The organism is Phycicoccus sp. 3266 (assembly GCF_031456495.1).
Lineage (GTDB): Bacteria > Actinomycetota > Actinomycetes > Actinomycetales > Dermatophilaceae > Pedococcus.
Map to the genome: position 1 here is coordinate 851,043 of NZ_JAVDUW010000002.1, position 14,720 is coordinate 865,762.

General features: G+C 73.4%; 13 protein-coding genes. 5 read left to right on the top strand and 8 right to left on the bottom strand.

Annotation, left to right across the window (positions count from 1 at the left end; translation table 11 throughout):
* The first annotated feature begins 1 nt into the window (after position 1).
* Entirely contained in the window at positions 2-1,243 is a 1,242-nt protein-coding gene (locus tag J2X64_RS13900; RefSeq protein ID WP_310155554.1) for a hypothetical protein, read from the top strand.
* A gap of 66 nt (positions 1,244-1,309) precedes the next feature.
* On the opposite strand, the gene J2X64_RS13905 is transcribed toward J2X64_RS13900, so the two are convergent.
* Genes J2X64_RS13905 through J2X64_RS13915 form a run of 3 tightly spaced genes read right to left on the bottom strand, consistent with a single transcriptional unit; the run spans position 1,310 to position 3,209 of the window.
* A complete protein-coding gene (locus J2X64_RS13905) occupies positions 1,310-2,296 on the bottom strand; it encodes a hypothetical protein (RefSeq protein WP_310155556.1) in 987 nt (328 codons plus the stop codon).
* Entirely contained in the window at positions 2,293-2,949 is a 657-nt protein-coding gene (locus J2X64_RS13910) for a cytochrome b N-terminal domain-containing protein (RefSeq protein ID WP_310155559.1), read from the bottom strand. Before J2X64_RS13910 ends, J2X64_RS13905 begins: the two co-directional genes overlap by 4 nt.
* Complete coding sequence (locus tag J2X64_RS13915; protein WP_310155561.1) at positions 2,946-3,209, bottom strand: hypothetical protein; 264 nt, start codon at positions 3,207-3,209, stop codon at positions 2,946-2,948. Before J2X64_RS13915 ends, J2X64_RS13910 begins: the two co-directional genes overlap by 4 nt.
* Positions 3,210-3,555: 346 nt before the next feature.
* Between J2X64_RS13915 and J2X64_RS13920 the strand changes: the two genes are divergently transcribed.
* Complete coding sequence (locus J2X64_RS13920) at positions 3,556-5,403, top strand: sialidase family protein (RefSeq protein WP_310155564.1); 1,848 nt, start codon at positions 3,556-3,558, stop codon at positions 5,401-5,403.
* A 100-nt stretch (positions 5,404-5,503) separates the two neighbouring features.
* Here J2X64_RS13920 and J2X64_RS13925 read toward each other — a convergent pair whose 3' ends face one another.
* The 4 genes from J2X64_RS13925 to J2X64_RS13940 form a co-directional block, all read right to left on the bottom strand.
* Positions 5,504-6,151, bottom strand: a complete 648-nt coding sequence (locus tag J2X64_RS13925) for a hypothetical protein (protein ID WP_310155567.1) — start codon at positions 6,149-6,151, stop codon at positions 5,504-5,506.
* A complete protein-coding gene (locus J2X64_RS13930; protein WP_310155570.1) occupies positions 6,148-7,923 on the bottom strand; it encodes a lamin tail domain-containing protein in 1,776 nt (591 codons plus the stop codon). The genes J2X64_RS13925 and J2X64_RS13930 overlap by 4 nt, the downstream gene beginning before the upstream one ends.
* Positions 7,924-8,049: 126 nt before the next feature.
* Complete coding sequence (locus tag J2X64_RS13935) at positions 8,050-8,769, bottom strand: transporter substrate-binding domain-containing protein (RefSeq protein ID WP_310155572.1); 720 nt, start codon at positions 8,767-8,769, stop codon at positions 8,050-8,052.
* The gene (locus J2X64_RS13940) at positions 8,766-9,407 is read right to left on the bottom strand and encodes a GNAT family N-acetyltransferase (RefSeq protein ID WP_310155575.1); all 642 of its coding nucleotides are present in this window, start codon (positions 9,405-9,407) and stop codon (positions 8,766-8,768) included. The genes J2X64_RS13935 and J2X64_RS13940 overlap by 4 nt, the downstream gene beginning before the upstream one ends.
* 86 nt (positions 9,408-9,493) lie before the next feature.
* Between J2X64_RS13940 and J2X64_RS13945 the strand changes: the two genes are divergently transcribed.
* Complete coding sequence (locus J2X64_RS13945; protein WP_310155578.1) at positions 9,494-10,708, top strand: NAD(P)/FAD-dependent oxidoreductase; 1,215 nt, start codon at positions 9,494-9,496, stop codon at positions 10,706-10,708.
* 96 nt (positions 10,709-10,804) lie between these two features.
* Here J2X64_RS13945 and J2X64_RS13950 read toward each other — a convergent pair whose 3' ends face one another.
* The gene (locus J2X64_RS13950; protein ID WP_310155581.1) at positions 10,805-12,199 is read right to left on the bottom strand and encodes a cation:dicarboxylate symporter family transporter; all 1,395 of its coding nucleotides are present in this window, start codon (positions 12,197-12,199) and stop codon (positions 10,805-10,807) included.
* Positions 12,200-12,318: 119 nt separating this feature from the next.
* Between J2X64_RS13950 and J2X64_RS13955 the strand changes: the two genes are divergently transcribed.
* The gene (locus tag J2X64_RS13955; RefSeq protein WP_310155584.1) at positions 12,319-13,929 is read left to right on the top strand and encodes a sensor histidine kinase; all 1,611 of its coding nucleotides are present in this window, start codon (positions 12,319-12,321) and stop codon (positions 13,927-13,929) included.
* A complete protein-coding gene (locus J2X64_RS13960) occupies positions 13,922-14,635 on the top strand; it encodes a response regulator (RefSeq protein ID WP_310155587.1) in 714 nt (237 codons plus the stop codon). Before J2X64_RS13955 ends, J2X64_RS13960 begins: the two co-directional genes overlap by 8 nt.
* Positions 14,636-14,720 lie beyond the last annotated feature (85 nt).

A 14,720-nucleotide genomic window follows, 5' to 3' on the forward strand; every position in this document is an offset into this window, starting at 1 on the left:
AGTGCCTGCTTCATCCCCCACTCCGCGCCGCCGGCGCACCCCGGCCGCGCTCGCCGCCGGTGCCGCCCTGGCGACGGCCACCCTCGTGGTGGCCCTGCCGGCACCGGCGCTCGCCGACGGCCCCGGCACCGGCACCCCCACGGTCGTCACGATCGGCGACTCGTACATCTCGGGAGAGGCCGGCCGATGGGCCGGCAACACCAACACCGGGTCGCAGTACGTCGACGCGCTCGGCTCGACCGCCTACTACGACAACGCGTCGAACACCGCCGAGACGATCCCGCGGTGTCACCGCTCGCACGCGTCGGAGGTCCACCTCGGTGGTGGCGTCAACGGGATGAACCTCGCCTGTTCCGGCGCCAAGACGGCGACGTACACGGACTCCAACGGCTACTTCAAGCCCGGCCTGGACTTCTACGACAACGGCGCGGGCAACCAGGGCCAGGCGACGATGCTCCAGGCCTACGCCAGCAGCCACAACGTGACGATGGTCGCGGTCTCCATCGGGGGCAACGACTTCAACTTCGGCTCGATCGTGCAGTCCTGCGTCTCGGACTTCCTGACGTCGTCGTCGCTGTGGCCCAACTACTGCAACGACGACTCGTCGGTCACGGCCAACTTCACCAGCAGCAACGTCAGCGCCCGGACCACGGCCATCAAGAACGCCCTGCTCAACGTCGCGACCGCCATGCGCAACGCCGGCTACGCCGACTCGCAGTGGACGCTGATGGTGCAGGACTACATGTCGCCACTGCCGGGTGGTTCCGGGATCCGCTACTCCCAGAGCGGGTACACGCGGCAGAACACCGGCGGGTGCGGCTTCTGGAACAAGGACGCCGACTGGGCCAACTCCACCGCGCTGTCGACGATCAACAGCAGCGTCAAGAACGCCGTGTCGGCGACCGGACTCAGCAACACCCGCGTGCTCGAGCTGGCCACGGCCTTCAACAGCCGGCGCCTGTGCGAGAACACGGTCGGCCTGCTCGAGGAGGAGGGACTGTCCAGCTGGACCGGGACGGGCGCGGTCGACAAGACGGAGTGGGTCAACCAGATCCGGACCGTCTCCACCGCGACCAGCGACTACTACATCCAGGAGTCGCTGCACCCCAACTACTGGGGTGAGCTCGCGCTGCGCAGCTGCCTGCGCCAGGCGTACAACGGCGGGGCCCCGAAGTCGGGCACCTGCACCCGCGGCTCGACGGGGCTGACCGCCTCCGGCGAGCCGGTGATGTCGCTGAAGTGACCGCAGGCCGGGGTGGCACGGCCCCCGCCGTGCCACCCCGGATCGGACGTCCCCGCAGGGACGAGGTCAGGGCGCCGGTGCCCCCGGCCCGCGGGACGACGGCACCCCGGCGTTGCGGCGGTACCAGTCGCGCCAGACGAGCCGGTGGACCGGGATCCAGCGGGGCAGGTCGCGCAGGCCGGGGATGAACGGCACGAGGACCAGCCCGAGGGTCAGCAGCATCATGAGCCCCCACACCAGCGCGTCGGCGTTGTCGGAGGTGGAGAACGGCGGCACCTGGTACCAGAAGGTGTACAGCCACAGCCACGGCTGACCCGGGTAGTTGCCGGTCTCGTTCATCATCCCCCACTGGTCGCCGCCCAGGCTGCGGGCGCGGGCCTGGTCCTCGAGGTACGTGCCGTCGGCGAGCAGCAGCAGCTGGCGGCTGGGGTCGCTGCGGTAGAAGGTGCTGCCGCCGAGCTGCTGCTCGAGCCCGCCCGACGCCGCGAGGCGCTCGAAGCCGCTCGCGATTGCAGGCACCGGTCCGTACTGCCCGGACGCCACCTTGGCCGGGTCGCCGCCCTGTGCCTTGCCGAGCGCGGCCTCGTAGGTGGTCGCCCACTGCGCCCGCTGCGCGGTCGTGGCGACCGACCACTCGCCCAGCGCCTTGACGACGGCCGGGTCGGTGCTCGCCCGCTGCAGCGGGGTGAGCACGAGGTCGTGCGCGGAGTCGACGGGGTACCGCACGCCGGCCCACTTCTGGAGGGGGACACCGACCAGCGTCTGGCCGGTGGCGGCGGAGTTGTACGGGGGCCCGTAGGAGGCGCTCGTGGAGTCGCCCGACAGCTCGGCGACGGCGGTCGCCACCACGTCGTTGGGTGCGGCCTTCGCCCAGTCCTGCAGGGTCAGCGCCTTCTCGTCGGGTGAGCCGAAGACCGCCGCCAGCACGGCCGTGAGGACGACGATCGCCGCCAGGGCGAGCACGAACTCCTTGACGAGGTCGTACGGCCGGGTGGGGAAGCCGTGGGAGTCCGGCGTGACGCGGTGCGCCCGCGGCCGGGTGAGCGTCGTCATCGCCGCACCTCCTCGGCCGCGGCCCCCGAGGCGGTCCCTGTCGCCGTCCCGGTGGCGACCTCGTCCAGCGGCGGGACGACCCCGTGACGCCGGACGAGGATGACGTGCGCGACGGCGATGAGGCCGACCGCGAAGGGCAGCAGGACGACGTGGAACAGGATCATCTGGCCCGTGTCGAGCACGTTGAAGAACGCCCCGATGCCGACGGAGTTGAGGCCGTCCTTGGCCTGGGTGCTGATCCACTGGCTGTCGAAGTTGGTCTGGACGAGGTAGCCGGTGAAGGCCGTGCCGATCGAGGCCAGGAAGGCGACGACGCCGGTGATCCACGTCAGGGCCCGGCCGCCGCGCCACGCGGCCATCCAGAACTTGCCCCACAGGTGGATGACCATGACGACGAAGAAGAGCTCGACCGACCACAGGTGCAGGCTGTTGACGTAACGGCCGAGCGACGAGGTGTGCCACCAGCCGACGCCACCGAGGCTCAGGGCCATCCCGGTGAGCACGACGACCAGCAGGGAGGCGAGGGTGAGGACGCCGAAGACGTAGATCCACGAGGCGACGTACGCCGGCTGCCGGTCGGGCAGGACCTGGCCCTCCGGCACGGTGCGGCTGACCCGGTCGCGCAGCCACACGGTCCAGCTGGTGGAGCTCATCGCCGTGCCCCCGTCCCGTCGTCGGGGGAGCCCGGTGCCGACGGCGGTGCCGCGTCCGGCGCCGTCGTCGGTGGCCCGGTGCGCGCGCCGGCACTGGTGTCGTGGGTGCGTGGAGCCGCACCGGGGAAGGGCAGCAGCAGGGCTGCGGCGAACACCACGAGCATCAGGACGATGATCAGGGCGTTGGTCGCGGACACGTGCACCACTCCCCAGTCGAGGTAGGTGCCCGCTCCGGAGCCGGCCGGGACGAGGTGGACCATGGGGCGCTCCTTTCCTGGCGAGCGCCCGGGGCCGCACGCCCCTGACCGGCTCGCCCCTTCTGCGCCAACGGTGAGGCACCGTTGTGACGCAGAACAGGGACCAAGGGCCCGTCCGCGGGGCGCGCCTGACCTGCGGTTTCGTCCACGTATGGGGGTTGTGCGTCCCCGGGCCCCGGTGGCAGGGTGGGCCCGCCGGACCGCTTGCCCACGCACCCGCAGGGCCGTACCCCTCCCGCGCGCGAGCCGTCGATCTGACGATGGCGGCCGCAACCGTCGGCCGCTTCCGGACGCGCCGCCACACCTGGCGGCGCAGGGCCGCGCGACTCCGCGCGGAAGGGAGAGGCGCATGCGCCACCACCGCACCCGAGCAGCCGCCGCCGCAGGGCTGACGGTCGCCGCCCTCGCCGGGGCGTCGTCGTTCCTCGCCGCGTCGGCGTCCACCGTGACGGTCACGGACGTTCCCGTCACGGTGGACACGGCATACGTCAAGGCGAACGGCCGGGCACCCACGCCCGGCGACGCGATCACCGCCTGCGGTGCCAACCGGCGCCAGCAGAACGAGCCCTCGACCGCCATCGACGCGCGCATGCCGAACGTCGTCGTGGCCGGCTCCAACGACTACTGCACCGTGGAGCTGGCGGGCGGCACGTGGGCCGGCTTCTACCGCAGCACCGACTCCGGCCGCACGTGGACCGACAGCCTCCTGCCGGGCTACCCGACGGACTCCTCGCCCGAGGGCAAGGCCAGCCCGCTGCAGCAGCGCGGCATCACCAACGCGGGCGACCCGGTGCAGGCGTGGGACACCTCGGGCCGGCTGTTCTACATGGGCAACGCGTTCAACCGCGTCTCGCCGCAGGACGGCTCGGTGTGGGTGGCCACCTACGACCAGGATGCCGCGCACTACGTGCGCACCGTCGTCGTCGGCAAGGCCGGCCCCGCCCTCAACGGCCGGTTCAACGACAAGACGTCGATCGAGGTCGACCGCGGGGTCTCCTCGCCGCACCACGGGAACGTCTACGCCGCGTGGTCGCTCTTCCAGGGCATCAACGGCAACAACGCCATCTACTTCACCCGCAGCACCGACCACGGCGCCACCTTCACCCAGCCGGCCAAGCTGTCCGTCGGCTCGAAGAACGTCCAGTTCGCCGACATCGCCGTGACGAGCAACGGGACGGTCTACATCGCCTACCGCCAGTTCGACAGCTTCCGCGGGCACCAGGAGAACGCCGTCGCCTACGTCGTCTCGACCGACGGCGGCGCCACCTTCGGCAAGCCGCAGGTCGCCACGCCGTTCGAGTCCTTCGACGCGGCCGACACCGCGGGCAACCCCACCGCGGCAGCCTCGGCGCACGAGCAGGCCTACCAGCACGCCGACGGGCCGGCCGCCGAGGCCGGCGAGGCGTCGGTGGGCGACAGCCGCGACTGCGGCTCGGGCCCGTTCGCCTGCACGAGCGGCTTCGTGTTCTTCCGGCACGACAGCCAGCCGCGGATCACGGCCGACCCCAAGGCCGCCGACCAGCGGGTCTACCTCGTCTACGACGCCACGGTCCCGGGGTCCGAGGTGCCCTCGGCCACGACCTACAACACCGCCGACCCGTCCGGGTCGACGCTGCGGGTCGGCCAGGGCGCGATCTACTTCTCGGTCCTCGACAACGGCCGGTGGTCGGCGCCGACGCGCCTCGCCCCGACCGACCGCGGCCACCAGCTGTTCCCCGACGTCAACGCCGACGGGGGAGTGCTCCACGCGGTCTGGCACGACAGCCGCAACGACCCGGCCTACAGCGTCCAGTACCCGCCCGGCAACAACGGTGCCGTCCGCGACTCCGCGGGCTTCGCCGCCGCCACGCGCGGGCTGGACACGTATGCCGCCTCCTCACGTGACGGTGGTGCCACCTGGTCGGTGGTGCGGCTGAGCGCGACCAGCCAGATGCCGAACTACGAGATGTTCGGTGACCGGCGCGTGCCGTTCCACGGCGACTACAACTACGTGTCGTCCGTGGGCGCGAACGCCTACAACACCTGGACCGACACGCGGCAGGTCGTCGGTGGCGACGACCCGCGGTACGCCGGGGGCACGGGCTTCGACGTCCTGCAGTGCCGCACGCAGGACGCGTCCGGGGCCTGGTCCGCCGACACCTGCCCCAACGCGGGCGGCCTCGACCAGGACATCTACGGGGCGGCGACCACCGGCTGAGCCGGGGCCGTCACCACAGCAGGAGCCGGGGGCGGTACGGCGCCCCCGGCTCCGGGCCGTCCTGTGTGGTGCGGCTGTCGTGGCGAGTTCGCCCGGCCGCCTAGTGGTGGTGCCCCGCGGAGCCGTGCCCGGACGTTGCCGGGCCGTGACCCGACCCGGCCGAGCCCTGCGCGCACGTGGCCGCCGAGACCACCTCGCCCAGGGCCGTGCGGGCCACCCACCGGGTCGCGGTGCCGTCGAGGGCGTGCACGAGCACCCGCGACCCGGCGACGCGCGTGGCGACGACCTGGTCACCGGCGCACGGGTCGCCCGCGCGGGCCGCCCGGAGCACGCCGCGCAGCCGGTAGTCGTCGACCCACCCGGTGACGCCCGTCCCGTCGAGGCCGGTGACCTCGACCTGCGTGCCGAGCACCCGGGTCGGACGCGCCAGCGTGCCGTCGGGCACCGTGCCGACCACCGAGCCGCCGCCCGCCCGGTCGGTCAGGGGCACCGAGGCCAGCTCGACCAGGCCGTGGTCGTCCCGGCCGCTGACCAGCACCAGCCGGTCCGTGGCCGGCCTGGTCGAGCCCGCAGCCCCGGCGGCCGCCCCGTCCGTCGCTGCCGGGCCGACCGCGGGCGCCACCGCCAGGGCGGCGGACGGCACCGCGGCGGTGGCGGGCGCCACCCCGGTGAGGGCGTGCCCGGCATACCCGAGCAGCAGCACGGCACCCAGGCCGGCCGCGACGACGCCGCCGCGCCGCCGGCTCACGGGCACGTCGTGGGGTTGGCGGTGCCCTTGGTCACCGCGGTCGAGATGGTGCCGCACCAGGCGCCGCCGTCGCCGCTGCGGTGGAACACCTTGTCGTACTGCGTCGAGCCCAGGCTCCAGCTGTAGCTGTCGTAGACCGTCTCGACACCGCCGCTGATGGCCAGGAACCGCGCCGACTCCGCGCCGGTGTTGTTGAGGTAGCCCGACGGGATGTCCATGACCCAGTGCCCGCCGGCCGCGATCGTCGTGCCCGCCGGGATCTGCCGCGGCGAGCCGCCACCCCCGGCGGCGTCGTCGATGTACAGGCCGCTCAGGTCGACCGCCGAGGTGCCGGTGTTGTAGAGCTCGACCCACTCGGTGCCCGTACCGCTCGGGGCCATGAGGACCTCGTTGACCTTGACGGCGGACGGCGAGCCGCCGGTGCCCCCGGTGCCACCGGTTCCGCTGCTGGCGCGGGTCGTGTAGCTGCGCGTGCCCGCGTCGTACGCGACGGTGAACCCGGCGCCCGAGCCCGAGGTCGTCAGGTGCACGGTCCCGTTGTGGTTGTAGGTGCCGGTGTAGTCGATCGCGGCCCCGGTCGTGTCCGTGGTGTCGCACGGGTCGTTGGCCAGGAAGATGTCCGCCCCGACCTTGCGGAACGCGTCGAGCGTACGGTTGCCGGGGTGGCCGTAGGAGTTCACGCCACAGGAGATGAAGGCGACCTGCGGGTCGGTCGAGGTGACGTAGCCGTCGGAGGACGAGTGCGCCGAGCCGTGGTGGTTGGCCCGCAGCGCGTTGACCGTGCCCATCTTCGTCTTCAGCAGCGACTCGACGTCGTTGTAGGTGTAGCTGTTCGCGCTCGTGGCGTACTCGCCGTCGCTGTCGCCGGCTGTGGCGTAGGCGAACGGCCCGAACGCGAACCGCACCCCGATCGAGTAGTCGTTCTCGCTCGGCGGCGAGGCGTCGAGGTGGTGGTCACCACTGACCGGGGTGGTGCCGTCGGCCTGCATGACGCCCTTGGCGTTGGCCTCCACGATCGTGGACGTGACGCCGGTGCCCAGGTCGAGCGAGGGCCACGTCGAGGTGTTCGTCAGCTGGACGACCTTGCCGTTGATGTCGGCGCGGTCGGCCTGCGTCGCCGGGCCGTAGAGCCAGCAGATGAAGCGGGCGCCGGTGCCCGAGGTCGTGCCGGCGTTGTCGTACCTGATCTCGGTCGAGGGGGCGGTGGAGGTGCCTGGTTCGCACGTCCCGTCGCCGTTGCTGTCCTGCCAGGTGCCGCCGTCGTGGTCGAGGAGCTGGCCGACCGTGAAGCCGAACCCGCCGCTGGCCGCGGGGGCGAGGAGCTGCCACAGGCCGTTGCCGTATGCCGTGGTGTCGCCCGGGACGCGCGGGTACCCGATGTGGTCGAGGTGGTGGTGGGAGGCCATGACGTAGTCGAGGTGGACGGGGCCGGAGGCGATGCCGCAGATGGAGCGGATCTGCGCGGCGACCTTGGTGGCGTTGGTGTTCGTGCCGGTGGTGTTGAACGAGGTCTCGCCGAGGTCGACGAGCAGGGTGCGGCCGGTCGGGCCGACGACGAGCTGGCTGTCGCCCTGGTCGACGTCGAACCAGTAGATGTTGAACTCGCCGGGGGTCCAGGTGCCCGAGGTCGAGCAGTGCGGCGCGTCGGTGACGGCGTGGGCCGGGGCGGTGCCGACGGCCAGTCCGGCGGCGCCGAGGACGGCGGTGAGCAGGCCGGCCAGGGCGGGCGGCAGCAGGCGCCGGGTGCGGCGCGTGGGGGAGGGGGTTCGCATGGCTCGGGATCAAAGCCGAGCCGGCGTGCTCGCAGGTGAAGCGCAGGGTGCAGTCTCGTGCCGGTTTGGTCTGCGTTCGGTCAGGGAATTTCCTGCCCCATGACATCCGTCATGGTTCCCCGAGGATCAGTCCGTGGCGACCAGGCTCGGGGACTGGCCGGAACGCTCGAGCGAGCGCGCGACCAGGCCCTCGGCGACGAGGTGACCCACCAGGGCGTCGAGGTGTGCCACGGCTGCTGCGGACCGGCCGCGGGGTGTGCCGACCGCCTGCCGGATCTGCATGAACGCCGGCTCGACGACCCGGTACCCCGGGTGCGAGTCCACGAACGCCTGCACCGGTTGGCGGATCCCGGCACCGACCTCGAGCCCCTGTGCGACGAACACGTCGACGCCCTCGGCACCGCGCACCAGCTCGGCGCCGGTGAGCTCGCGCGTGAGGTGCAGGTCGTACGCCGAGCCCTCCTTCACGCCGACGCGCACGCCCTCCCGATCGACGTCCTGCGCCGTCCGCACCGGGGAGTCCTCGCGCACGACGTAGACGCCCTCGATCGCGACGTAGGGCCGGGTGAACGCGACCTGCTCCTCGCGGGCGGGGTCGACGGCGAGGAAGCAGAGGTCGGCCCGGCCGTCGGCCATCGCCTCGTACGACTTCCTGGCCGCGTCGAAGCACATCGTCTCCACCGGCACCCCGAGCCGCCCACCCAGCTCGTGGGCGATGTCGACGGTGACGCCGCGGGGCGCGTCGGGGTCGCCCTGGGCGAGGACCGGGTTGCCGAGGTTGATCGACACGCGCAGCGTGCCCGTGGGGGCGAGCTCGCCGACGACAGGGTCGGGGGAGGAGGTCATCGCGACCCACCGTCCGTGCTCGTGCTCGTGCTCGTGCCCGTGCCCGTGGCAGCGCCCGTGCCCGCGCCCGCGCCGGTGCCCGTGGGGGTGCCGCGGGCCCAGTCCTCGCGGCTCAGCCGGTAGAGGCGGTGCCGCCGGACGGGACTGCCCTCCTCGACCAGCGGGTGGTCGAAGTCGGCGCCCTCGTCGCGGGTCATCCCCAGCTTGCGCATCACGGACTGCGAGCGGTCGTTGGCCGGGACGACCATGGCCACGACCTCCTCGAGCCCGAGCTCGGTGAAGCCGTGGGCAAGGCTGGCGCGGGCCGCCTCCGTGGCATACCCGTGTCCCCAGCCGGCGCGCGCGAGCCGCCACCCCACCTCGACGCACGGGGTGAAGTGCTCCTCGAAGCGCGGCACCGCCAGTCCGGTGAAGCCGAGGAACCGCCCCGTGTCGAGCGCCTCGACGGCCCACAGGCCCCACCCGTGCTCGTCGAGGAAGGTCGCGATGCGGTCGGCCATCGCGTCGCTCTGCTCGCGGGTCAGGTGGTGCGGGAAGTGCTCCATGACGGCGGGGTCGTCGTTGAGGGCCGCGAACGGCTCGCGATCCTCCTCCCGCCAGTGCCGCAGGAGCAGTCGGTCGGTGCGCAGCTCGGTCACGTGCCGACCGTATGCCGTCGGCGCCCGTCCCGGGGCGGGACCGCGTGTGGCGAGCGGTGCGGCACCGCTCGTGCGACGGTGTTCCCGTGCACGACGTCGTGGTGGTGGGAGCCGGTCTGGCGGGGCTGCGGTGCGCCCTCGAGCTGGAGCGTCGCGGGCTCGACGTGCTCGTCCTCGAGGCCTCGGACCGCGTCGGCGGACGGGTGCGCACCGACGTCGTCGACGGGCACCTGTGCGACGTCGGCTTCCAGCTGCTCAACCCGTCCTACCCCGCGGTGCGCAGCGCCGTGGACGTGCCCGCGCTCGGACTGCAGTCGTTCGGCGCGGGGGTGCAGGTCCGCCGGGACGGCGTGACCGCGCTGCTGGCCGACCCGCGCCGCGAGCCCGGCTCGGTGGTGACGACCCTCGCCACCGGGCTGGTCACGCCGGGGGCGGTGGCCCGCCTCGCCCGGTGGGCGGCTCCGTCACTCGGACCCGTGCGCTGGCTCCTGCGCGGCCCGGACACGTCGCTGGCCGCGTCGCTCGACGCAGCCGGTGTGCACGGGCCGCTGCGGCACGAGGTGCTCGAGCCGTTCCTGGCCGGGGTGCTGGCCGAGGACCAGGGCGCCACCTCGGCGCAGTACGTGCGCCTGCTCGTGCGCTCCTTCCTGCTCGGCACGCCGGGCCTGCCGCGCGACGGCATGCGCGCCCTGCCCGACCAGCTCGCGGCGCGGCTGCGCCGTCCCGTCCGGCTCGGTGCCCGGGCCGAGCTCGGGGAGGGGACGACGGTCCGTACCCCCGACGGCGAGGTCGCCGCCCGGGCCGTGGTGGTCGCCACCGACCTGACCTCCGCCGCCCGCATGGGCGTCGTGCCGCAGGCGCGGGTCAACGGGTTGCGGACGTGGTGGTTCTCGACGACCGACCCGGTGCCGACGAGCCGCTGGCTGCGGGTGGACGGCGACCGGGGACCGGTCGTGAACACCGCCGTCGTGTCCGACGCCGCGCCGTCGTACGCCCCGCCCGGCCGGCGCCTCGTGCAGGCCACGACGCTGTCCGGGGCGCCGGACGACGAGGGCGTGGTACGGGCCGAGCTGGACCGCCTGTGGTCCATGTCGACCGCCGGCTGGGACCTGCTGGCGAGGCACGACGTCCGGGAGGCCCTGCCGCTCGTGGCCCCACCGCTGGTGGAGCGCCGCCCCGTCGACCTCGGCGGCGGCCGGTTCGTCGCCGGCGACCACCGCGACACCTCGTCCATCCAGGGGGCGCTCGTGTCCGGCCGGCGCGTCGCCCGGGTCGTGGCGACCAGCCTCGGGGTGCGCTGAGCCGACCGCCGCGTCGGCTGTCCCGGCCCCGGACGTGCCGCGGACCCGCCACCTCTCGAGGAGGGGACGGGCCCGCGGGTCAGGGGGAGGGGCGGCTCAGCGGGCCGGGCCCACCGGCTCCGGCAGCGCCGCCGTGCGCTCCTGCGCGACGTCGGTGACCGGCTCCTCGTCCTCGTGGTCGACCATGGTCCGCTCGTCGAACGGCAGGTCGCCGGCGAGGACGCGGTCCAGGCGCTGCCGGTCGAGCTCGCCGACCCAGTGGCCGATGAGGACCGTGGCGACGGAGTTGCCGGCGAAGTTCGTCAGCGCCCGCGCCTCGCTCATCATCCGGTCGATGCCGACGATGATGCCCACGCCGGGGACCAGGTCGGGGCGGTGCGCCTGCAGGCCGCCGGCCAGGGTCGCCAGCCCGGCGCCGCTGACGCCGGCCGCACCCTTGGACGCGATGATCATGAACACCAGCAGCGAGATCTGCTGGCCGAACGTGAACGGCTTGTCCAGCGCCTCGGCGACGAACAGCGACGCCATCGTCAGGTAGATGGCCGTCCCGTCGAGGTTGAACGAGTACCCGGTCGGGACGGTGATGCCGACCACGGGCCGCGAGACGCCGGCGTGCTCCATCTTCGCGATGAGCCGCGGCAGGGCCGACTCCGACGAGGACGTCGACAGGATGAGCAGGAACTCGCGGGCCAGGTACTTGAGCAGCTTGAAGATGTTGACCCGGGCGACGAGGTAGAGCACCGCGCCGAGGACCACGAAGACGAACACGGCGCACGTCACGTAGAACCCGAACATCATCTTCAGCACGCTGGTCAGGCCCTTGGTGCCGGTGGCGCCCACGAGCGCGGCCATCGCGCCGAACGCACCGATCGGCGCGGCATACATGACCATCGCCATGAGGCGGAAGACGAGCCGCTCGAAGTGCTTGATGCCCACCAGGATCGGCTCCCCGGCGCGGCCCATCTTCTGCAGCGCGAAGCCGACGAGCAGGGCCACGAACAGCGCCTGGAGGACCGACCCGGCCGTCAGCGACGACACGAGGGTGTCGGGGATGAGGCCGAGGATGAAGTCGACCGTCGACTCGCTCTTGTCGCCCACCTGCGCCTGGCCGGCCTTGGCCAGCTCGGCGGTGAGGTGCAGGCCCGAACCGGGCTTGACGATGTTGCCGACCACGAGGCCGATCGCCAGCGCGAAGGTCGACATGGTGAGGAAGTAGCCGAGGGCCAGGCCCCCGACCTTGCCGACCTGCGCGGCGCGGCGCACGGAGCCGATGCCCAGGACGATCGTGCAGAAGATGATGGGCGTGATCATCATCTTGATGAGGCTGACGAAGCCGGTGCCCAACCACTTCAGCTTGATGCCGAACTCGGGGAAGGCGAACCCGACGATGATGCCCAGGACCATCGCGGCGATGACCGCGAGGTAGAGGTAGTGCGTGCGGTCCCGCTTCGGTGCGGGTCGGTCGACGACGGTGTCGGCTCTTGTGCTCACGGCGTTCTCCCAGCTGTGGATCCCGGGTCGTCCCGGGATGGCGAACAGCGACGATGGTGGCCCCGCCGAGTGGCTAGGGTCACGATTGTGTTCATTGAGTTCCCCGGCGGTGGTGGAGTATGCCGCTGACCCGCCTGCTGCGCGCGCCGGCACGGTGGAGCGTGGCCCGGCAGGTGTTCGTGCTGCAGGTCCTCGTCGGGCTGCTGGTCGTGGTCGTCGGTGTCGCGGCCGGGTACGTCCAGGCCGGACGGGCGAGCACGCAGGAGGCCACCGCCCGCGCCCGCGCGGTCGCCGAGACGGTGGCGAGCAGCCCGGACGTCGTCGCCGGCGTGCGGGCGGGCGACTCCTCGAGCCTGCAGCGGTTCGCCGAGGAGGCGCGGGTCGAGACCCGCACCGACTTCGTCGTCGTGATGAGCCCCGACGGCATCCGCTTCACCCACCCCGACACCAGCCAGATCGGCCGCCGGTTCATCGGGCACATCGAGGCCGCCCAGCGGGGCGGCGTGGTCGTGGAGGACTACACCGGCACCCTCGGCCCGTCGCGCCGCGTCGTCGTGCCCGTCGAGGACGGCGGCACGGTCGTCGGGCTGGTGGCCGTCGGCATCCGCAAGTCCGCGGTCAGCGCCGAGCTGCGCAGCCAGCTGCCCGGCATCCTGCTCGCGGGCCTCGCCGCGGCGCTGCTCACCGGCCTGGGCACCGCCCTGGTGTCACGCCGGGTCCGCCGCCAGACCCACGGGCTGGGCGAGCGGCAGCTGCGCCAGATGGTCGAGTACTACGACGCGGTCCTGCACGCGGTCACCGAGGGGCTCCTGCTCGTCGACCTCGACGGCACCCTGCGGCTGGCCAACGACGAGGCGGGGCGGCTGCTGGGCCTGCCGCCGGACGCGGTGGGCCGCCGCGTACCGGAGCTGGGGCTGCCCGACACCCTGGTCGCCGCGCTCACCGACGACCGGGCCCGCGAGGACGAGCTGCACGTGACCGACGCGCGCGTGCTCGTGCTCAACAAGGCCCGGGCCCAGTGGGACGGCCGGCTGCTCGGCTTCGTCGTGACCCTGCGCGACCGCACCGACCTCGAGCACCTCACCGGTGAGCTCGACTCCGCCCGCGGGCTCACCGAGGCGCTGCGCTCGCAGGCGCACGAGTCGGCGAACCGGCTGCACGCCATCGTCAGCCTCATCGAGCTCGGCCACCCCGAGCGCGCGCTCGCGTTCGCGACCGACGAGCTGCGCCTCTCCCAAGGGCTCACGGACGCCGTCGTCGGCGCCGTGTCCGAGCCGGTGCTGACGGCGCTGCTGCTCGGCAAGGTGGCCCAGGCGAGCCAGAGCGGCATCGAGCTGGTCATCGCCGACGGCGCCCAGTGGCCGGCCCAGGCCGCGCCCGACCGCGACCTCGTCACGATCGTCGGCAACCTCATCGACAACGCGTTCGAGGCGGTCGCGGGCGCCGACGGGCCGCGGCGCGTCACCGTCGACTGCCGGGACGAGGGCGACGAGGTCGTCCTCGTCGTGGAGGACACCGGGCCCGGCCTGCCGCCCGGATCGGTCGACGACGCGTTCCGGCGCGGCTTCACCACCAAGGCCGAGGGCAGCGCCGGCCGGCGGGGCATCGGCCTGGCCCTCGTGGCCCAGTCGGTGTCCCGGCTCGGCGGACGGCTCGAGGTCTCCGGGCCGCCCGGCGCCCGGTTCGTCGTCCGGCTGCCGGTGCAGGAGCAGGAGCACGCCCGTGCCTGACCGCCGGCCAGGGGTGCCCGACCACCAGCCGCCCGTGCTCCGGGTCCTCGTCGTCGAGGACGAGCCGGTCGCGCTCGAGGCCCACGCGGCATACGTCACGCGCGTCCCCGGCTTCGAGGTGGCCGCCACCGCCGCCACCTCCCAGGAGGCGCTGCAGGCCCTGCAGTCCACGGCGGTCGACGTCGTGCTGCTCGACATGCACCTGCCGGACCGGCACGGGCTCGACGTCATCCGCGCCATGCGGGCCGCCGGTCACCGCGCCGACGTCATCGCGGTCACCTCGGCGCGCGAGCTCGACGTGGTCCGGGCGGCCGTCTCGCTGGGCGTGGTGCAGTACATCCTCAAGCCGTTCGTCTTCGCGACGCTGCGCGACCGGCTCGAGTCCTACCGGGCCTACCGGGACGGGCTGTCGAGCACCGACGAGGTCGCGACCCAGGCGGAGGTCGACGAGGTGCTCGCCGGGGTGCGCCCGACGCGGGCCGCCGCCCTGCCCAAGGGAATGGGGGAGGAGCTGCTGGCCCGGGTCACCCGGGCGTTGCGCGACAGCGGGTCGCTGTCGGCCAGCGAGCTCGCCGAGGCGGTCGGGGTCAGCCGGGTCACCGCGCGCCGGTACGCCGAGTACCTGTGCGACACGCGGCAGGCGGTGCGCAGGCAGCGGTATGCCGGGGCGGGGCGACCCGAGATCGAGTACCGCTGGGCGGGGTGACCGGTCCGCCCGGGCCCGCCCGGGAGCCCGCGCGGCCCGGGCGGCCCGGGCGGCCCGGGCGGCCCGGGCGGCCCGACGAGGACTC